A 20,085-nucleotide genomic window follows, 5' to 3' on the forward strand; every position below is an offset into this window, starting at 1 on the left:
ACATGACGAAATCTTTGACTATTTTGGGGGCCACAGGCTCCGTCGGCCAAGCTACGCTAGACGTAGTGATGGAAGCCAATGCGCGGGCGCGTGCTGCGGGCCAAGACGAGGCGTATCGCGTGATCGCCCTGACGGCCAATCGCGATTGGGCTGGTTTGGCTGAACAGGCCCTTGCGACTGGGGCCAACTATGTCGCCTTGGGCGATGTGCGCTTTGGCCCACAGCTTGAAGCCGCCTTGGCCGGAAAAGGCGTTGCCATCGGGCTGGGGCCTGAGGCCTTGGTCGAAGCCGCTGCCCGCCCAGCCGATATCGTGATGGCCGCTATTGTGGGGGCGGCAGGCCTTGCCCCAGCCCTTGCCGCAGCCAAACGGGGGGCCACGATTGCCCTAGCTAATAAGGAATGCTTGGTCTGCGCAGGCTCTGTCTTTTTGAAGGCGGTGCAGGACGGTGGGGCGCGGATCTTGCCGGTCGATAGCGAGCATAATGCGATCTTCCAAGTCTTGGACCAATCCGACCGGGTCGAAAAACTGATTCTCACCGCTTCGGGTGGCCCGTTTCGGACGTGGAGCGCAGCTGCCATTGCGGCTGCCACACCCGAGCAGGCAGTTGCCCATCCCAATTGGTCCATGGGACAGAAAATTTCGGTTGATAGTGCCACTTTGATGAACAAAGGCCTCGAACTGATCGAGGCCGCGCTTCTTTTTGGGATGCCGGAAAACAAGATTGATGTGCTGGTTCACCCGCAATCGGTTATCCACAGCTTAGTGGCGTATGAAGATGGCAGTGTTTTAGCACAATTAGGTGCAGCGGATATGCGCATTCCGATTGCCCATGCACTGGCCTGGCCGGCGCGTTTGGTGACCTCGGCCCCGCGTTTAGACTTAGCAACTATTGCGAAGTTAGACTTTGAACTACCTGATTTAGAAAGATTTCCTGCGCTCAACCTTGCCCGCTGCGCGCTGCAGAAAAAAGGCGCTGCACCCACGATTTTAAACGCGTCTAATGAAGTGGCTGTGCAAGCCTTTCTGGATCGTAATGTTTCCTTTCCAGAAATTGCCGCAATCGTGTCGGAAACCATGGAAGAAGCCTGCCGCCTTGGCATGGATGCTGCTTTGGGAGACTTGGATGATGTCTATGCTGCTGATGAGGCGGGCCGTAGCATTGCCACTCAAAACATTGCGAAGCGTAAGTTCGTCTCGGCCTAGGCCGGTGCGGCAGCGTCTTCTAGGCCGGAGTTCTTGGTAGGATGTGGGAAAATATTAGCGGCATAGCAGTCAGCTTGGCCTCCTTTGTGGTGGTCTTGAGCATTGTGGTTTTCGTTCATGAATATGGGCATTACCAAGTTGCGCGCTGGTTCAAGGTCAAGGTGGAATCCTTTTCGATTGGCTTTGGCCCGGAATTGATCGCTTGGACGTCGAAAGTGGGCGTTCGGTGGCGCATTGGCGCACTGCCCCTGGGCGGCTATGTCAAATTTGAAGGCGATAAGGACGCCGCCTCCCAACCAGACTTTACCCAAGCTAAAGCCGATAAAAGTAGCGGCCTTTTTCATGCCCAGCCTGTAGGCGTTCGGGCAGCTGTTACTGCGGCAGGGCCTGCGTTCAACTTTGCATTTTCCATTGCGGTCTTTGCCGTCTTCTTTGCCATGTTTGGCGAGACAGTTCAGCGGCCGGTCATCTCAAACGTCCTGCCAGATGGTGCCGCTGCCGCTGCTGGGATCAAGGCTGGCGATGAAGTTGTTGAGATCAATGGCAGTAAGGTTGACGATTTTGTTGAGCTTCAGACGGCCATTATGGTTTCAGGTGGCAAGGAAATGCGCCTTGTGTTGAAGCGCGATGGGGCGGAAGTGCCGATCAATGTCACCCCCAAAATCGTTGAGAAAAAGACACCCTTTGGCGACACTGAAACCCAAGGCCTTTTGGGTATCGAGACCCGCTTCAGCAAGGAAACCATCGAACATCGCACCTATAATCCGTTTGAAGCCATCGTGCGCGGTGGTGAGCAGACAGGGGCGATCATCAGCACGCAGGTGAATTTTATCACCGCGCTGTTGCGGGGGGGCATGTCTGCCGGCCATTTGAATGGACCTTTGGGCATCTATCAGATTGCGGGCAAAGTCACGGAAAACTCGGTTGAAAGCGCAGGCCCCGACGCCAGTGCGGTGCAAGTCGCCGAATCAGTTGGTATCGGTTTGGTACGCCTTGCCGCTGTTCTTTCGATTGCCGTTGGCTTCATGAATCTTCTGCCTTTGCCGGTTCTCGATGGTGGGCACTTGGTATTTTATGCGGCTGAGGCTATTCGTGGTAAACCAATCCCTGAGAAAGTGCAGGCGATCAGCTTCCAAGTTGGTCTTGTTTGTATCTTGAGTTTATTCGTTTTTGCGACTTTCCAAGATCTCGAAAGGACTGGTTTATTCAATGTGCTGAAAGGCTTTGTCGCTGCGGGCTAGGATTGCTGTGCCAAATTGTCTATCCACCACTTCTGAAACTCGGGCGTGACCTGCATGGCACGCGTACAACAAGGTTTAACGGGCTCCTTTATGGCATCAATTAAACGTCTGCTGATTGGCGGGGTTGCTGCACTGGCAGTGAACGCTTGCTATGGCCCTATGGCCTTTGCCCAACAGGCTGGTGATGGCAGCGAAGCTGCGGCCCCGCAGATCATCACGAGTGTGGCTGTAGAAGGCAATCAGCGCATCGAGACGGCTACCGTTCTGGCCTATGTCGCCATCCAGCCCGGCGAGCCATTCAGCCCCGAGCGGATCGACATTGCTTTGAAGACGCTGTTTGCGACTGGCTTTTTCGCCAATGTCGAATTTGAACAGCGCGGCCAGACCTTGGTTGTGAAAGTGGCGGAAAACCCAACCGTCAACCAAGTCCTGTTTGAAGGCAATAGTGCGGTTACCAAGGACAAGCTTGAGAAAGAAGTGCAGATCAAGCCGCGTTCGTGGTTCACGCAAAACCGCGTGCAGGCTGATATTCGCCGCATGCAGGAAGTCTATCGCCGGTCAGGCAAGTTTGCGGCCAATATTGTGCCGAAGATCAAGGTCCTGCCGTCCAACCGTGTCGATTTGATCTTTGAGATCAATGAAGGACGCACAACGGGCATTCGCAAGGTCAATTTCATTGGCAATCAGGCTTTTTCCGACTCGCGACTCAAGAGCGTGGTTGTGACCCAAGAGTCTGAGTGGTGGCGCTTTTTCTCCAGCAAAGACAATTATGATCCAGACAAATTGGAATATGATCGCGAACAATTGCGTAAATTCTATCTCAATGAAGGTCACTATGATTTCCGTGTGAAATCAGCGGTGGCTGAATTGACGCCCGATCAAAAGGACTTCTTCGTTACCTATGCGGTGGAAGAGGGGCCGAAATATACCTTTGGCGACATCACGGTAAACACCAAGAACTCGAAGCTGAGTGGGGATGTGCTGCGCGCCTTCATTCCCATCCGCAGTGGGGCGATGTTTGAGCGTGATCTGGTAGAGAAGGCGATTGAATCGATCACCTTTGCCGCAGGTTCTTCCGGTTATGCCTTCGTGGACGTCCGCCCACGCGAGACCGCCGATCGCGACAACCGCAAGGTCAATATTGTTTTTGACGTTGATGAAGGCCCACGCGTCTATGTGGAGCGCATCGATGTCATTGGTAACACCGCCACCTTGGACCAAGTCATTCGCCGTGAATTGCGTTTGGCCGAAGGCGATGCCTTTAACCGCGTTCTGATCGACCGCTCGAAGAACCGCGTGAAGGCGCTTGGCTTCTTCAAAGAAGTCGAAATTGAAGAAAAGCCAGGCTCGTTGCCCGACCGAACCGTTGTGGAAGTGAAGGTTGAAGAACAAGCAACCGGCGAATTGGCCTTTTCGGTCGGCTATGCCTCGCAAGAAGCCTATAATTTCGCGGTATCGATCTCGCAGCGTAACTTGCGCGGGCGGGGCCAGTTCTTGCGCTTCCGGGTTGAAACCAGTTCGCGCACGAAGAACATCGATATCCGCTTCACCGAACCGCGCTTTATGGGGCGCAATATTGCCGCCGGTATCGACATCTTCTCGGTCGAGCAAGATTATCTGCGCGAGGCGGGCTTCTTGACCAATTCGACCGGTTTTGGTTTGCGCGGCGGGTTCCCGCTGGCCGAAGATCGTAGCTTGGGCTTCCGTTACACCTATCGCAATGACACCAACGAAATCCCGTCAGTATCCTGCTTCAATGCGGATGGGACGCCGTTATTGGATGCCAGCGCGCTCTGTCGCTCGCTGGGCAAGACCACCACTTCGCTGGCGGGCTATTCGTTTAACTGGGATCGTCGCAACGATCCGCGCCGCCCAACGCGCGGCTTTGATATCTCGCTGAGCCAGGATTTTGCTGGCGTTGGCACGGGGGTGAAATACCACCGGACAGAGTTCCAAGGCGGCATTTATCGCGGGCTATTCCCGGGCTGGCGCGCCAGTGCCACGTTGAATGCAGGCCATATTGCCGGATGGGATGGCGACACTATCCGCGTCAACGACCGCTTCTTCAAAGGCGGCCAAAGCTTCCGTGGCTTTGAAATTGCCGGGATTGGCCCACGGACAGTCTTCTCGGTGCGTGATCCTGATTCAACCCAACCTAATGGTTTGTCGCAAACTGTGAGAACCGTTTATGGCGACGCTTTGGGTGGCAAAACCTATGGCATCGCTTCGTTTGAATTGACCGTTCCGACACCTCTGCCTGAATCTTACGGCATTTCAGCGGCGCTCTTCTTAGATGTTGGCACGCTGGGCGGCCTTGATCCAATCGACAAGGTCAAGGGTGACATTAATTACGGCACCTATCAAAACACCCGAGATGGCTTGGCCTTGCGCGCTTCTGCAGGCTTGTCTGTCAACTGGGTTTCCCCATTTGGCCCTGTTCGGTTTGACTTCTCAAATCCCTTCTTGAAGCAGGATTACGACAAGGCTGAAACCTTCCGGTTCTCGACCGCGACCAATTTCTAGGGCGATCTGCCCACAATTTTCCAGGAGAAACATCTATGAAAGCACACTATCTGATGGCTGGCGTTGCAGCCTTTTTGGCGGCAACCTCCGCCCAAGCGCAAACCCCAGTGCCCGTCCCAGCCCCAGCGCCAGCCGCTGCGGCTGCCCCCGCGCGCCCAGCCGGCGCGCCAGCTGTTTTGAGCCCAGTGGTTGTCTATGACCTTGGCTCTTTGATCCAAGACAGCTTGGCCGGCCAAGATATGTCGAACAAACTCAAAGCCATTCGCGACCAAATCAATCGTGAATTAGAGCCAGATCAGCGCCAGCTTGAGTCTGAATTGCGCGCCATCCTCGCAAGCTCGGTTCAGGAATCGCAAAGTGCCGCTGGTCGTCAGCGCCAAGAAGCCTTCCAGCGCCTCAATAATGAGTTCCAACAGAAGCAAGAGCGTTTGAGCCAAGTCATGCAATTGACTGAGCGCAATGCGATTGATGCCTTCAACAAGGCCATTGCCCCTGTGCTTCAACAAACCTTGGTTGCCCGCAACGGTTTGATCGCCATTTCGGCAAACCAAGTTGAGGCTTTCATTCCAGGCGTCGACATGACCGCTGATTTGATCACGCGCCTGAACGCCACCACCAAGACGATCAATGTGGTCCGTGCGACCTTGCCAACCCAAGGCGCGCCTGCTGCTGCTCCAGCTGCCGGGGCAGCCCCTGCAGCAGCACCTGCGGGTGCTCCTCTGCCAGCACGTCCACCCGCAGCTGCACCCCGTCGCCCTTAAGCGGCTGCCCGCATTGCGGGCAAATGCCGCAATCGGCCACCACGACGCCTCAAAGCGCGGTCTCCTGTCAGGGGGCCGCGTTTTCTATCCTGCGTGTCGGGCTTGCGTGGGCTTGCGATAATTCGCTTATAGAGGCCTAGACTATCCGACTCGGAGCCCAAAAGATGATTGATCCGCGCTTCTACAGGCTCCTCGGGCCCAAAACCTTGGCCGAATTGGCCCAAGTGGTGCGGGCGGAGTTACCCGGGGGCTTTGATCCGAATTTGGCCCTCAAAAGCTGTGCCCCCCTCGATCAAGCCACACCATCCGATCTCGCCTTTTGTCAGGGGCCAGCCAAAGGGAAGTCGCAGGTAGAAACCAAGGCTGGGGCTTGTCTCGTCCGGGCTGAGCATGCCTCCATGTTGCCAGCGGGCGTGGCACCCTTAATCGTGAAAGAACCGCGCGCGGTTTTTGCCGCGGCTGCCGCAGCGCTCGTCGCGCGCCGCGACTTTGACCCAACAGCCCCCGCGGTCCCTGCCTCCGTCAAGCTTGAAGCAGATGTCATTATTGGCCGCGGTGTGGTCATTGGTGAGGATGTTGAGATTGGCAGAGGGACCACAATTGGCCCCAATAGCGTCATCGGCCCGGGGGTTGCGATTGGGCGTAACTGCCGGATCGGGGCCAATGTCACCATTTATTGCGCTTTGATTGGCGACCGGGTCACGATTTCTTCGGGCAGTGTGATTGGTGAGGTGGGCTTTGGCGTCGCCCCAACAGCCAATGGTCCGGTTGACGTGCCGCAATTGGGTCGGGCGATTTTGCAAGATGACGTATCTGTTGGCTCACTCTGTGCGGTAGATCGCGGCGCTTTTGGCGATACGGTCTTGGGCATTGGCTGTAAAATCGATAATTTCACGCAAATCGCGCACAATTGCCAACTTGGGCTGGGCGTCGTCATCGCGGCATTCGGTGGGATTTCCGGCTCGTGCGAGATTGGTGACAATGTGATGATGGGCGGTCGCGTCGGCTTGGGTGATCACATTCAAGTGGGTGAGCGCGTGGTGATCGCAGCCGGAAGCGGTGTCTTGGAATCGGTTCCTGCGGGCGAAGCCTGGGGTGGCTATCCCGCCAAACCGCTGCGACAATGGATGCGAGAATCGGTTGCCCTCAAACGATTGGTCAACCCAAAACCACAAGCAAGCCCGAAGGGCGGGGAATAGATATGAGCGACATGATTGATTGTGACGAAATTGAACGCCTGATCCCGCACCGCTTTCCGTTTCTGTTGATTGATCGGTGCTTTGACTATGTCGAGGGACAGAGCATTCGCGGCATTAAGTGCGTAACGGCCAATGAACCCTTCTTTCAGGGCCATTTTCCGGGCCGCCCCCTGATGCCCGGTGTCTTGCAGATTGAAGCCATGGCCCAAGCCAGTGCCGTTCTGATGTCCAAGACCTTGAAGGTTGACGCCAAGACCGCTGGCATCATGTTCATGTCGGTCGATAATGCGAAGTTCCGCCGTCCAGTGCGGCCGGGGGATGTGTTAAACATCCATGTCGAAGTGCTGTTAGGTCGCCGCAATATCTACAAATTTGCCGGTAAGGCCGAAGTCGATGGCCAATTGGCCTGCGAGGCGGAATGGGCTGCCATGAAAGTAGATTTGGCATGAGCGCAACCATCCATCCCTCGGCCGTCATTGAAGATGGTGCTGTGATCCATGATGGGGCCAAAATCGGCCCTTTTTGCTATATTTCCAGCCAAACAACCATCGGGCCAGATGCCCATTTGGTCTCTAACGTCACGACCTATGGGCGGGTTAGCATCGGGGCCGCTACGCAAGTTTGGCCCTTTGCCGTTCTGGGTGGCCCACCGCAAATCCATCCCTATCAGGATAGCGACACCCAGCTTGTCATTGGTGCGTCCTGTGTCATCCGCGAGCATGTGACCATGCACCGCGGCTCAACCCGCGATCAGGGCCTGACCAAGATTGGCGATGGCTGCTATTTCATGGACAATTCCCATGTCGCCCATGATTGTGTGGTGGAAGATAATTGCATCCTGGCGCGCAGCGCGACCTTGGGCGGGCACGCCCATTTGGCTAAGGGCGTCTATATTGGCGGTTTGGCAGCGGTGCACCAATGGACGCGCATCGGCACCTTTGCCTTTATCGGCGCTTTGGCCTTGGTGACGCGCGACGTCATTCCGTTTGCAATGGCCAATGGCAACCCCGCCCATTTGAAGGGCTTGAACATTGTGGGCTTTAAGCGGCGCGGTAACTCAACCGCCCAAATCCGCGATATTCTTGCCGCCTTTGATATGCTGTTTGGCGATGATGTGACGCCGTTGCAGGACCGCATTTCCGATGTCAGCGAAAGCTTCCAAGATAATGAACAGGTTCAAGCCATGCTGGACTTCTTGAACGGCACGTCGAAACGCGGGATTTGTAGCGCGGAACGCTAAGGCTTCCTACATGGACGTTGACGGACCAAAAGGGACCACATGCGCGCATTTTCGAAACTAGGCATCATTGCCGGGGCAGGGGACTTACCCGTTCTCTTGGCCCAGCATTGTCGCGATTCCGGCATGCCGGTGCATGTGAGCCGGATCAAGGGCATGTGCGACCCGCGCTTGAGCCTATATCCCGGCAGCGACTGTGCTTTGGCTAATTTTGGTGAGCGTATGAAAGCCCTCAAGGCCGATGGGGTGGATGCTTTGGTGTTTGCGGGCCTCGTCAATCGGCCTGATTTTTCCACCCTGAAGCCAGACTTGCGCGGCGCGCTGGCGCTGCCCCGTATTATGGCTGAGATGCGCAAAGGCGATGACGCGCTGTTACGCGCGGTCTTGGCAGAGTTTGAGCGCGAGGGCTTTGCCATTGTCGGCACCGATGAAGTTCTGGCAAATCTTCTGGCCGAGGAGGGCCTGATTGCCGGGGCAGAGCCGACAGAAGAACAACGCGAAGATGCCACTAAGGCCATGGCGATTGCCGCTGAAATTGGTCGGCTGGATATTGGCCAAGGGGCAGTGATTGTTGACGGCTTGGTGCTGGCGGTTGAGGCCCAAGAAGGCACAGACCGTATGCTGGCGCGGGTCCATGAACTTTCCACCCATATTCGCGGCACCAAGGCGGCCCGTCGCGGGGTGTTGGCCAAGCGTGCAAAGCCCGATCAGGAACGCCGCGTAGACTTGCCAACCATTGGCGTCAAAACGGTGGAAGGTGCCTCTAAAGCGGGCCTTGCGGGCATTGTGGTTGAGGCAGGCGGCGCTTTGATCATCGACCGCAACAATGTGATCGCCGCAGCAGAAGAAGCAGGCCTGTTCATTCTGGGCGTCGCCGTGGATCGGGCGTCATGAAGCCCTATCGTGTCTTTGTGGTTGCCGGAGAACCGTCGGGCGATGAATTGGCCGCAGAGCTTGTTGCGACCCTGCGCACCCGCCGCCCTGATTTGGTGATTGCAGGCGTTGGTGGCGAGAAATTGGCCAGCCAAGGTATTCAAAGTGCCGTCTCGATTGAGGGCCTGTCGGTTCTGGGCCTGACCGAAGGCCTCGCGGCACTCAAAACCGTCAATGCACGGGCAGAAGAAACAGGGGTTGCAGCTGAAGCCTTTGGGCCAGATGCCGTCGTCCTGATTGATTCTTGGGGCTTTACCTTGCGTGCGGCCAAGGCCATTCGCGCGCGGGTTCCCAAAGCGCGCTTAATCAAAATGATTGGCCCACAAGTCTTTGCCACCCGGCCGGGTCGCGCCAAGACAGTGGCACAAGTCTATGATGCCTTATTCTGCATCCATGATTTTGAAGTGCCCTTTTATGAAGGCACGGGCTTGCCCGTCACGGTCATTGGTAACCCAGCGATTGCGCGGGCTGGCAAGGGTGACGGCGCACAGTTTCGGGCGCGCCACAGCCTTACCGATAAGAAGATTGTCCTGTTGCTCCCCGGCTCTCGTAGGGGCGAGATCCAGCGCGTGGCACCCACGCTGGAAGGGGCAGCCGCCCTCCTGAGCAGCAAAGACCCTAACGTGCATGTCGTGGCGGTCCTGGCCCCTTCGGTGGCGGAAGCCATCAAGGAGCGGGCGGCGAGCTGGACTTTCCCGCACCATGTGGTGGGCGAGGATGAAAAGCTTGATGCTTTTGCTGCAGGCGATGTGGCTTTGGCCTGTTCAGGTACGGTCGCAACCGAAGTTGCCCTGCAAGAAACACCCATGGTGATTGGTTATCGCCTTGGTGCCATCAGCGGCTTTATCATTCTGACTTTCTTGTTGAAGAGCCGCTTCATCTGCCTGCTCAACATCGCGTTGGGGCGGATGGCTATCCCGGAATTTGTGCAAAATGGCCTGACGCCTGAGGCCTTGGCCGAGGCCGCTTCAAAGCTTCTCTATGATCCCAAGGCCGCGCAAGACCAATTGAGCGCGCAAGCCCTAGCTCTTGATAAAATGGGTAGGCATGATCCACCAGCGGCAGAGCGTGCCGCCGATGCGTTATTGAGCCTATTGGATGCGGCTTAGTCGAACAGGCTGCCTTGCACCGGCCCATCGCTGGCGCGCACTTTCACATCGCCGTCGAGGAAAGTCAGCGTAAGCTTAGCATCTGCCTTAATCGCAGACTTGGCGCGCACCACCACACCTTTCTCCGTACGTACCACCGCAAAGCCGCGCTCGAGCGCAGAGCGGTAGGAGAGGGCTTCCAGCAAGCTTGCTTGGCCTGCCAGATGGCGGCTCTTGGCTTCTAGGCTGCGTGTGAGGCCTGAGGTTAAGCGCTGGCTTGCCAAGGTTAAGCGCTGTTCGGACCGGGCAAGCGCATCGCGTTCAAGCGCCGTCCGGCGGGTGAGGGCAGCGCCCAATCTTTGGCCCAAGCTTGCAACAACTTGGGCTTTGCGCGTCACATCTTGGTGCAGGACTTGTGGCCGCAAGCGCCCGCCAATAGCCGCAAGCCCATGGGCTTTGGCCGCAACCAAGGTGCGCAGCGATGGGCCAAAGCGCAAATCAATCACATCCATGCGCTGGCGGGCACTGGCAAATAAGGTATCGGCGCGGGGAAGGCGGGCGGTTGCGGCGCGTAATTCAATCTTCGACCGCTCTAGGCCCCGTACCATGGCGCGTGACAAGCGGGCACCGATCAAGCCGATCCGCTCTTGTAACTCAAGCCGCACGGGCACGGCGATTTCAGCGGCCCCAGTCGGGGTCGGTGCCCGACGATCGGATGCAAAATCGATCAGCGTTGTATCGGTCTCATGCCCAATAGCTGAAATGAGCGGGATGGCACTGGCCGCAGCAGCACGGACCACCACTTCTTCATTAAAGGCCCACAGGTCTTCAATGGAACCCCCACCGCGCGCGATAATCAAAAGGTCTGGGCGTGGTACCGGCCCGTCTGACGGCAAGGCATTAAAGCCTGCAATGGCGCGCGCCACTTGGTCTGCGGCCTTGTCGCCTTGCACCAGAACCGGCCACAAGATTACATGGACGGGGAAGCGCTCGGACAAGCGGTGAAGGATGTCGCGGATAACAGCCCCCGTCGGGCTGGTCACCACGCCAATGACACTGGGCAGATAGGGCAGGGCCTGTTTTCGCGCAGGGTCAAACAGGCCTTCAGCGGCAAGGCGTTTACGCCGCTCTTCCAATTGCGCCAGCAAAGCGCCAACGCCTGCAGGCTCAAGCCGCTCAATGATCAGCTGATATTTTGACGAGCCCGGGAAGGTGGAGATTTTGCCCGTGGCAATCACTTCCATCCCTTCTTCGGGGCGGAACTTGAGAGCAGCAGCCACACCTTTCCACATGACGGCGGATAAGACGGCATTGGCATCCTTCAGATCAACATAGACATGGCCAGACCGCGCCAACGTGACCCGGCCCATTTCGCCGCGCACCCGGACATTGCCAAAATCATCTTCCAAGCGGCGCTTGATTGCGCCGGATAGCTCAGAAACAGAAAATTCTGGGGCGTTTGAGGGCTCTTTGCTCATGACTTCTGTCTAGTGCGATGCGGGGGCCGGGGGAAGGGACTTTGTGATGGGCCGATTTGGGTCTGAAATAGGCTCTAGAATTACAAATCAGAGAGAAACATCACGAAATTGGGTTCTCATACATCCAGTTGAACCAGGCTGCGTAGACGGTCTCAGAGCTATCCCGCTCGGTCTTTAGGATAAAAATATGTTAAACTTCAAAATGTTCGCTACGGCGGCAGCCGCCCTCGCTTTGTCTGCAGCACCGGCAATGGCCCAATGCGCCAAAACCAAAACCGATGCCGCAGCCCAAGCGGCTGGCTTTCAGACCATCGGCTATCATGCGGCTTCAACCACTGCAAAGCCTGCAAGAGCTGCCAGCGGCGACATCATTGATGTGGCCGTCGGCGCTGGAAGCTTTAAGACCCTTGCCGCGGCACTGACCGCTGCGGGCTTGGTTGATACGCTGAAAACCACCGGCCCCTTTACCGTCTTTGCCCCCACCGACGCAGCCTTTGCCAAATTGCCAGCCGGTACCGTGGAAAATCTGTTGAAGCCTGAGAACCGCGCCCAATTGATCTCCATCCTGACCTATCATGTGGTGCCCGGCAAAATCACATCAAACCAATTGCTTGACAAAGTGACCCCTGCCACCACCGTCGAAGGCCGGAAAGCCACGATTGATGGCCGCAATGGCCGCGTGACCGTCAATGGGGTTGCGGTAACTTCTGCTGATGTTGGGGCATCCAATGGCGTGATCCATGTGATCGACACGGTCTTGATGCCGCCAGCAGCGAAGCGCCACTAAGGCGGCTGCCGGCCAATTCAGGCCGGCATCGTCAGCACATGCCAAAAGGGAATGGTGACCAAAGCGATCAAAGTCGTTGCGGTCACCAAACCCGCCATTAAAGGCGCATCGCCCCCCAGTTCTCGCGCCAGCACATAGGCCGCTGGCGCGCTGGGCATAGAGGCCACCCCAATCGCCACCGCGCTCGGCAAGGGGGCAAGCCCCAGCATTTGGGTGACGAGCAGCATCAACAGCGGCGCTATGGCAAGCTTTGAGACCACGCCAACCGCCAAGCGCAGCGGCACTTTTCCCAAACCCTCAAAACTCAAAGCCGCCCCAACGCTTACCAAAGCAACTGGCATGGCTGCCCGACCCAATAGCGCGAGGGCAGGTTCCAGCGGGCCAATATGCTTGGTTAAGCCAATCAGATTGGCAATAATCCCAGTTAAGCTTGCAAGCACCAAGGGATTGCGCATCACCTCGCCCAGAGCCCCCTTTAGGCTTGGAACAATGTCATTCTGCCCCCAGCGCGCCATGACAAACACACTCATCAAATTCACAAAGGCGACCACAGGGCCAAAGCCCAAAGCAATCAGCGCAAGGCCTTCAGGTCCATAAAGGGCAGGGGCTGCGGCTAAAACAATAAAGCCGTTCCAGCGTACACTGGCTTGAAAGATTGAGGTAAAAGCAGGTCCATCCTCGCGAAACCACAGCCGCAGGCTAAGCCCCCATAAGCCCGCTAAAGCAAAGCCGACGACCAGGCAGGTGAGGAAATGCACCGTATCCGGGCCTGAAAAATCGGCACTTGCCACGGTTGAAAACAAGAAGGCCGGATAAAGCATCCAATAGCCAAAGGAATTGACGGCCGCCCAAGACGCATCGGGCACCACTTTGGCGCGCTTGGCGAAAAAGCCAATGGCAATCACCAGAAAGACGGGCAAAATGGCGGTGAAGGCGACATTCATGATCGGGGGCCGAGACTGAACCCGCCTTGCATGCGGTCTAAAAGCCCCTGCAGCATATAGGCAGCCGCGGCAGCATCTACGACTGCGGCGCGCTTGGCCCGTGTCATATCGGCGGCAATCATTTGGCGCTGAACCGCCGCGGTGGAGAGCCGCTCGTCCCACATCAGAAGCGGCACGTCGCGGATGCTCAACAAATTGCGGGCAAAAGCACGGGCGGCTTGCGAGGAGGGGCCTTTCGACCCATCCATATTGATCGGATGGCCGACCACGAGGCCACAGGCAGAGCGGTCATCATAGATCGCAAATATTGCCTCTCCATCGGCGGCCATTTTGGTGCGCTTCACCCCGCCAGCGGGGCTTGCGATCAAACGCGTCACATCCGAAGCGGCTACCCCAATCGTGGTTGATCCGGGGTCTATGCCGATTAAAGCCTGACGGGCGGGCAAACTTTCACAAAAGGCCGGATAGTCCAGAATTGGCATTAGGCGGTGCCGGGGGCAGCAGGAGCAGCAAGTTGTTCGCCACGTGCCCGGTCGAGGGCAGCCACAAAAGTCTCCACACCTTGCGCCCCAACAACCGCAAAGCTTTGATTGAACAGGACGGTCGGCACACCCGTGACGCCCATACGCTGGGCGATATCGAGTTCTTGTTCAACCGGGGCCACGTCTGCATCGCTGGCCAATAGCCGCGCGACAAGGTCGCCATCCATGCCGAGGCCCCGGGCAATAGAGACCAAAGTCGCAGCTTGGCTCAAGTCTTCGCCTTCCACATGATAGGCTTGAAACAAAGCTTCGGCGCATTCGACTTCCACACCCGCTGAGCGCGCCCAGCGCAACAAGCGGTGGCAATCGCGTGTATTGGGGGTGGTCTTGATCGCGTCAAAGTTAAACTCAATGCCGACCCGTAGGCCCGCCTCCACCACGGCTTGGGAGATTTCTTTGAGGCGGGCTTCATCGCCACCAAATTTGGCAAGAAGGCGCGCCTTGCGGTCTGCGCCCTCTTTGGGGGTCGTGGGGTCTAATTCAAACGGGCGCATGGAAAGGTGGGTGGGGATTTCCCGGCGCGTTACACAGGCAGTTACCAAGGCGCGAAACCCCACATAACACCACGGACAAATGACGTCAGAGATGAAATCAATCGTAATTGGCCGGTCAAGGATGGGGGTCTGGGGGATAGGATCGCTCATTGGTTTTAGCCTTGTTCCAGCAAACGTGTAACGCGTTGCAACAGGCCTGAGGCGCTTTCATGGGGCGAGAGGCTGGCGCTTGCAATGGCGAGTTTGATCTGGATCGGCTGATCATTGCTATAGCTTGTATGGTCAGCTTGGACGTCAAAGGCGGTACATTCAAGGACGGCGGCAATGCGTTCGGCTGCTATCGCGGCGGCCTCCTCGTCCGAGCTAGGGAACGCCACGGCAAATGTTGTCTGATCGAGGCGGGCAGCCACATCCTCGGCGCGCACCAACCGCGATAACATAGCCCCAGACTGGCCAATCAAGCGCTCTATCCCCTGACGTGTATGCACCACGCCGAGACTTGCTTTGGGGTCAAGCCGGGCCAAAGCAATGGATAAGGGGCGGTCGGTTTCATGCGCTCTGTGGGCTAGGCTTTCTAAATGCGTCAAAAAGAAAGAGGGCGCATAAAGGCCGGTGGTTGCTTCCATCGCCGCGGGCGCGCGGGCTGCGGCAAATGCCAGATTTAACGCATCGCGGCTGCGCTTTTCTTCCACAAAATTAAGCAGGCGATCGGCGGCCATATTATCATCATCGCCAGCCACGGCAAAGTCAGTCGCGCCCCGCTCAATGGCTTCATGGGGATTGTCGAAATCTGGCGAGCCCAGGATCAAGCAAGGCATATGGAACATGCGCGCATTGCGCCGCATCGCCGCACAAAAACTCAAAGCCGTGGGCCGATCATCGCGGGCTAAAATCACCACCCCGTCAAAGTCACTCTCATGGAGATAGTCAAAGGCGGTAAATGAGGTGAAAGCGGCGATGGTCTCGGCCCCTTGCTGGGTCATGGCCGTGCTAAAGCGCAATAAATCGGGCCCTGGTTGGCCGAAGATCAAAATGCGCGGCACCTTTGCACTATTAACGATGGGCGGATGGGCTGGCCCGCCAAAGCGCGCCAAAGTTCGAAACCGCATTTTGGCCTCATCGGCCATAACTGCAATGCGCAAGCTCGACCCCAAGCGAGCGGCCAAGACGGCAGGTGTTGCAAACGCATCGAGCACCCCGTCAAAGGCGCTGACGTCGAAATTTTCTTCGCCATTGCTCCACGCCATAAACAGACCCGCCCGTGGCCCAAGCGCCGCTTTGAGTGATCGCGCCAAATCTCCCGCTTTTGGCCCAGCTTCGCCCCGCGTATCGACAACAATTGCTGCGGTTTGGCGGCGCTGGTGGTCTTCGCCCGCAATGGTGAAACCCGCTTTCGACAAGGCTTCGCTCGCGTCATCGCCAGCAAGAACAAGAATATGGGGCTTTGCCATCCTATGCCTACTTTCAAGGACCATTGCGAAATTCGTACAGCACCCTAGCGTGGGGAAACTGAGTCGTCAGTAAACGAATGTGAAAGGCCCCCATTTTGACTGCCAACCCTGTTCTAATCCAGCCTGATTTCAGCCTCCAAGGCAAAACCGCACTGATTACCGGGGCATCCTCTGGCCTTGGGGCCCATTTTGCCCGCCTGTTAGCAGGGCTTGGCGCAAAAGTTGTCTGCGGCGCGCGACGGACAGACCGCTTGGAAGCCTTGGTGGAGTCACTTCAAGCCGCAGGCGGGCAAGCACAGGCTGTTAAACTTGATGTCCAGGATGAGGCCAGCGTCATCGCCGCATTTGATGCCGCTGAAGCAGGTTTAGGCTTGCCCTCAATTGTGATCGCCAATGCGGGAACCAATGAAATTGGCCTTGCGACCGATATTTCAATGGAGGCGTATGACGCCGTCATGTCGGTTAATGTGCGGGGCGTGTTTATCACCGCACGCGAAGGGGCCAAACGCATGATCGCCAGCGGCAGTGCCGAGCGTGGGGATGGCCGGATCATCTTGATCGCCTCTATGGCAGGCCTAAAGCCGCTTCCCGGTCTGGTGCCGTATTGCGTTTCAAAAGCTGCGGTCGTCATGATGGCCAAGTCGATGGCTGCCGAATGGATGCGGAAAGGCATTAATGTGAATGCCATTTGCCCGGGCTATATTGAGACTGAAATCAATGCCGATTGGTTGGCCCAACCTGGTGGGCAAAAGATGGTTGCGGGATTTCCCCGTCGCCGTCTGATGGATGACCAGGCCTTAGACGGCGCGATGACGTGGCTGGTGTCAGATGCAGGCCGGTTCACCAGTGGGGCAATCCTTCAGATTGACGATGGGCAAGCGCTTTAAGCCTGTGTCCGCGAATAGGACGTCAATCTGCGCCCGTCAGTCTAGGATTGGCAGGGTAGCAAAGATCGCGCCGATCTCGGCTGCCAGATAAGGTATCATAAAACTAAATCTGGCTTGGTTAATCGTTTTTTGACTGTATTGCGCCTTTAATTTGATGGCGCAATACCTATTGAATACCTATTAAATAAAATTGATTCTATTGGGTTTATTGTCTGTTTACCGGTTGTTTTGACCGAATGTTAGGAACTTCGATGTTATCTCTCGAGTAAGTGCCTCATGTGTGAAGGTACTGCGAAGGATTCGGGTCGATGAAATTCAAGAAGACTGTGTTAGCGACGAAAGTTACGCGCGTTGAGCGCGGCAATGTCGCTGTCATTTTTGCACTGGTTTCATCGGTGTCATTAGGCGTGCTTGGGGCTTCCATTGAGTTGAACCGCATTGCCAATACCAAGGCATCATTGGCTGCCGCAGCAGATGCGGGGGCTTTGGCCGCCAAGCGCGAGCAGGCCGACAAAAGCTCGCTTGGCGCAAGTGCTGCACGTGCTGCCGGTGAAGCTGCTGGTACCAAAGCGTTTCTGGCCTCTGCCCCCGGGGAGGAACGAGGTGTTAGCAATCTTCTGGCTACTGTTACGTGGGATTCTGATGGTTCAGCCCGGCTGACGGGTACGGGTACGCAAAGCTTGATCTTGGGCGGCTTGGTTGGGCGCTCCTATGTTACCCTCAGCGCTGTGGGCGTGGCGACGGCTGGGACCGACCGCCGGCTTGAAGTCGCGGTTGTGATGGATACGACCGCATCCATGTTCCAAAAGGATGGTCGCCCAACCACGCGCTTCACCCAGATGCGCAGCGCAGCAAAGGGCTTCGTAAACACGCTGTTCAACACCGTGACTATTCCAGATCGCTTGCGGGTGGCGATTATTCCTTGGACGACAACGGTCAATATTCGCAGCGAAGTACCCGATCAAACTTGGAATAATGGTGCGGCGGCTGTGCGCAGTCCTGTTGATGCCGGCACGCGTTCCTTGCCAACAAATATTATCGGTCGATCGTCAAATGTCACGGAGACAACGGCCCAATTAAACACACTCTTCGCGCCGGTAGGGTGGCGTGGCTGTATCTCGGGTGCCGGCGAAAGCCTGACTGCCAATGACGAGACCAAAACAGGCATGAGCTGGAATGCGCTGCGTGTGCCGCCGCGCGTGAATAACGCAACCCGCACAAAGGGTGTGACCGCAACCAGAATGTGCGACAATTGGACGGGCTGTTCGTCTCCGCCACCACCGCCGCCTGGGCCACCGCCGCCCCCGCCACCACCGCCGCCACAAACACAGGGCAAGTTGATCCTGCCAGGGCAAAAGCCTGCTACTTTTGCATTCCTGAATTTTGGCAAGACAACGATGAATGCGGCCTGCGTCAATAATCCTTACCCCTGTACCTTCAATTCCTGTCCATCGGGTAGCCCAAGCATCACGACCATTAATTGCTCGCAAAGCGACAATAATGGTACACGCAATGCCTTCTTTAACTTCACAGGCTCGCAAGCCTGTATCAGTGGTGGTGGCTGTCAGCTTAACCTGAACACCGGCACGGCTAATGGCTGCGTGGCCGACTATAATGAGATCACGTGGAATAATGCCAATGGGGCTTGGTGCTCATGGGTACCAAAGCAGACTTGGGATAGTTTCCGCCGCATCACGGGGCCAAATCTGAACTGCCCCATGCCGATGCTTGGCTTATCGGCAAATCGTAGCCAATTGATCGACACGATCGACCGCTTGTCGCCTTCGCCAGGTGGGACCCATGCGGATGTTGGCTTGCGCTGGGGCCTGCGCGCCCTGTCACCGCGCAACGAATGGGCCAATTTCTTCCAGCACAACAAGCCTGAGCCATTTGGATCGAGCTCTGTTACCAAAGTCATGGTTCTCATGACCGATGGGGCGAACGAGCAGGCGGTCAACTTCCCGGGCTATTGGGGTTGTAATGAATCGGGTGCGCCTGGATGTTCTGGATCTCCCGACCGCGCAACACTCGACAGTCGGATGCAATCTTGGTGTACCGCCATCCGCGATACCTATAAGGTTGAACTCTATACGGTGGCGATCAACGTCTCGGATACTGATGCTGTCAGTCGCTTGCGCACCTGTGCGGGCAGTGCAGATCGCGCCTTCGCGGTTGACGCGAGCCAGTTGAACGCGACTTTTGAGCAGATTGCGCGCGAAACTTTCAGCTTGCGCTTGAAAGAATAGAATAGGTTCCCACCTTCTTCTGCGCTAAATACGGCCTCGCTTGTTGCAAGCGGGGCCGCTTGCGCTTTATGCACACAAGGTCATGACCCAATCTAATCCTCCTCAAGTCGCCCCACGCGAAACGCCTTGCTCGCGGGCGCTGGCGGCTGGCAAAGTGCCCAGCTTCCAAGACATCATTCTTACCCTCTCGGACTATTGGGCCCGTCAGGGCTGTGTGATCTTACAGCCCTATGATACCGAAGTGGGGGCAGGGACCCTGCATCCGGCAACAACCTTGCGCGCGCTAGGCCCAAAGCCGTGGCGTGCTGCCTATGTGCAGCCGTCGCGTCGCCCGAAAGATGGCCGCTATGGCGAAAACCCCAATCGCCTCGGCCATTATTACCAATATCAAGTGATCCTAAAGCCCAATCCGCCCAATTTGCAGGAGCTTTACCTCAACTCGCTCTATGAAATTGGCATCGACCCCAGCCTGCACGATATTCGCTTTGTTGAAGATGATTGGGAAAACCCAACTGTGGGTGCTTGGGGGCTTGGCTGGGAGATTTGGTGTGATGGGATGGAAGTGTCCCAATTCACCTATTTCCAACAAGTCGGCGGCCTCGATTGCAAGCCCGTTTCGGGGGAGCTGACCTATGGGCTTGAGCGCTTGGCCATGTATGTCCAAGGCGTCGAAAACGTCTATGACCTTGATTTTAATGGTCTTGGTGTGACTTATGGCGACGTGTTTTTAGAAAATGAACGCCAGCAATCGGCCTTTAATTTCGAAGAATCCGATCCTGCCATGCTGAAGCGCTGGTTTGAGGATGCAGAGCGTATGTGCACGCATTTGCGCGACAAGCGCTTGGCATTGCCTGCTTTTGACTGGGCGCTGAAATGTTCCCACCTGTTCAATTTGCTCGACGCACGCGGGGTGGTATCGCCGACCGAACGGCAGAGCTTTATCGCCCGCGTGCGCGATCAGGCCAAGGGCTGCGCGGTTCTGTGGGCTGAAACCCAAGCCCCAAGCCAAGCCGAGGTGGTCTAAGCCATGCCCCAATTCTTGCTGGAACTTTTCTCTGAAGAAATCCCC

At 56.7% G+C, this 20,085-nt stretch carries 18 protein-coding genes; 13 read left to right on the forward strand and 5 right to left on the reverse strand.

The window, feature by feature from the left end:
- Positions 1 to 2 precede the first annotated feature (2 nt).
- From dxr to IOB61_RS02465, 9 genes are all read left to right on the forward strand, one after another.
- Positions 3 to 1,205, forward strand: coding sequence for a 1-deoxy-D-xylulose-5-phosphate reductoisomerase (dxr, locus tag IOB61_RS02425; RefSeq protein ID WP_367272792.1), 1,203 nt, complete (start codon positions 3 to 5; stop codon positions 1,203 to 1,205).
- Between the two features lie 41 nt (positions 1,206 to 1,246).
- Positions 1,247 to 2,446: an RIP metalloprotease gene (locus IOB61_RS02430; protein ID WP_290811645.1), complete on the forward strand. Its 1,200-nt coding sequence runs from the start codon at positions 1,247 to 1,249 to the stop codon at positions 2,444 to 2,446.
- A gap of 90 nt (positions 2,447 to 2,536) precedes the next feature.
- Positions 2,537 to 4,969 (forward strand): outer membrane protein assembly factor BamA, encoded by a 2,433-nt coding sequence (bamA, locus tag IOB61_RS02435; RefSeq protein WP_290811648.1) that lies wholly within the window; start codon positions 2,537 to 2,539, stop codon positions 4,967 to 4,969.
- 35 nt (positions 4,970 to 5,004) lie between these two features.
- A complete protein-coding gene (locus tag IOB61_RS02440) occupies positions 5,005 to 5,730 on the forward strand; it encodes an OmpH family outer membrane protein (protein ID WP_290811651.1) in 726 nt (241 codons plus the stop codon).
- Between the two features lie 164 nt (positions 5,731 to 5,894).
- Positions 5,895 to 6,929, forward strand: coding sequence for a UDP-3-O-(3-hydroxymyristoyl)glucosamine N-acyltransferase (lpxD, locus tag IOB61_RS02445; protein ID WP_290811654.1), 1,035 nt, complete (start codon positions 5,895 to 5,897; stop codon positions 6,927 to 6,929).
- Between the two features lie 2 nt (positions 6,930 to 6,931).
- On the forward strand, positions 6,932 to 7,378 hold the full coding sequence (gene fabZ / locus IOB61_RS02450; protein ID WP_367272793.1) for a 3-hydroxyacyl-ACP dehydratase FabZ: 447 nt from the start codon (positions 6,932 to 6,934) through the stop codon (positions 7,376 to 7,378).
- Positions 7,375 to 8,169, forward strand: a complete 795-nt coding sequence (lpxA, locus tag IOB61_RS02455; protein ID WP_290811657.1) for an acyl-ACP--UDP-N-acetylglucosamine O-acyltransferase — start codon at positions 7,375 to 7,377, stop codon at positions 8,167 to 8,169. The genes fabZ and lpxA overlap by 4 nt, the downstream gene beginning before the upstream one ends.
- A 39-nt stretch (positions 8,170 to 8,208) precedes the next feature.
- The gene (locus IOB61_RS02460) at positions 8,209 to 9,060 is read left to right on the forward strand and encodes an LpxI family protein (RefSeq protein ID WP_290811660.1); all 852 of its coding nucleotides are present in this window, start codon (positions 8,209 to 8,211) and stop codon (positions 9,058 to 9,060) included.
- Positions 9,057 to 10,208, forward strand: coding sequence for a lipid-A-disaccharide synthase (locus IOB61_RS02465; RefSeq protein ID WP_290811662.1), 1,152 nt, complete (start codon positions 9,057 to 9,059; stop codon positions 10,206 to 10,208). Before IOB61_RS02460 ends, IOB61_RS02465 begins: the two co-directional genes overlap by 4 nt.
- Here IOB61_RS02465 and xseA read toward each other — a convergent pair.
- Positions 10,205 to 11,665, reverse strand: a complete 1,461-nt coding sequence (xseA, locus tag IOB61_RS02470) for an exodeoxyribonuclease VII large subunit (RefSeq protein ID WP_290811665.1) — start codon at positions 11,663 to 11,665, stop codon at positions 10,205 to 10,207. The two genes, IOB61_RS02465 and xseA, sit on opposite strands and share 4 nt — an antisense overlap.
- A 187-nt stretch (positions 11,666 to 11,852) precedes the next feature.
- On the opposite strand from xseA, the gene IOB61_RS02475 reads away from it, so the two are divergent.
- Positions 11,853 to 12,452, forward strand: coding sequence for a fasciclin domain-containing protein (locus IOB61_RS02475; RefSeq protein ID WP_290811668.1), 600 nt, complete (start codon positions 11,853 to 11,855; stop codon positions 12,450 to 12,452).
- Positions 12,453 to 12,469: 17 nt separating this feature from the next.
- Here the strand turns inward: IOB61_RS02475 and IOB61_RS02480 are convergent, their stop codons facing one another.
- From IOB61_RS02480 to IOB61_RS02495, 4 genes are read right to left on the reverse strand one after another with little or no spacing between them, the layout of a single operon-like run.
- Positions 12,470 to 13,396: an AEC family transporter gene (locus IOB61_RS02480; protein ID WP_290811671.1), complete on the reverse strand. Its 927-nt coding sequence runs from the start codon at positions 13,394 to 13,396 to the stop codon at positions 12,470 to 12,472.
- Positions 13,393 to 13,878 (reverse strand): Holliday junction resolvase RuvX, encoded by a 486-nt coding sequence (ruvX, locus tag IOB61_RS02485; protein ID WP_290811674.1) that lies wholly within the window; start codon positions 13,876 to 13,878, stop codon positions 13,393 to 13,395. The genes IOB61_RS02480 and ruvX overlap by 4 nt, the downstream gene beginning before the upstream one ends.
- Positions 13,878 to 14,582 carry a DsbA family oxidoreductase gene (locus tag IOB61_RS02490; protein WP_290811677.1) on the reverse strand — a complete coding sequence of 235 codons (705 nt, stop codon included), beginning with the start codon at positions 14,580 to 14,582 and terminating at the stop codon, positions 13,878 to 13,880. The genes ruvX and IOB61_RS02490 overlap by 1 nt, the downstream gene beginning before the upstream one ends.
- Before the next feature lie 5 nt (positions 14,583 to 14,587).
- Positions 14,588 to 15,883, reverse strand: a complete 1,296-nt coding sequence (locus tag IOB61_RS02495) for a diguanylate cyclase (RefSeq protein WP_290811680.1) — start codon at positions 15,881 to 15,883, stop codon at positions 14,588 to 14,590.
- Positions 15,884 to 15,978: 95 nt separating this feature from the next.
- On the opposite strand from IOB61_RS02495, the gene IOB61_RS02500 reads away from it, so the two are divergent.
- The 3 genes from IOB61_RS02500 to IOB61_RS02510 all read left to right on the forward strand — a co-directional run bounded on the left by IOB61_RS02500 (position 15,979) and on the right by IOB61_RS02510 (position 20,040).
- Entirely contained in the window at positions 15,979 to 16,770 is a 792-nt protein-coding gene (locus IOB61_RS02500; protein WP_290811682.1) for an SDR family NAD(P)-dependent oxidoreductase, read from the forward strand.
- Between the two features lie 308 nt (positions 16,771 to 17,078).
- Complete coding sequence (locus IOB61_RS02505; RefSeq protein ID WP_290811684.1) at positions 17,079 to 19,016, forward strand: hypothetical protein; 1,938 nt, start codon at positions 17,079 to 17,081, stop codon at positions 19,014 to 19,016.
- 82 nt (positions 19,017 to 19,098) lie between these two features.
- The gene (locus tag IOB61_RS02510; protein WP_290811686.1) at positions 19,099 to 20,040 is read left to right on the forward strand and encodes a glycine--tRNA ligase subunit alpha; all 942 of its coding nucleotides are present in this window, start codon (positions 19,099 to 19,101) and stop codon (positions 20,038 to 20,040) included.
- Positions 20,041 to 20,085: the final 45 nt, after the last annotated feature.

This window comes from Aquidulcibacter sp. (genome assembly GCF_020253525.1).
In the GTDB taxonomy this organism is placed as follows: domain Bacteria; phylum Pseudomonadota; class Alphaproteobacteria; order Caulobacterales; family Aquidulcibacteraceae; genus Aquidulcibacter.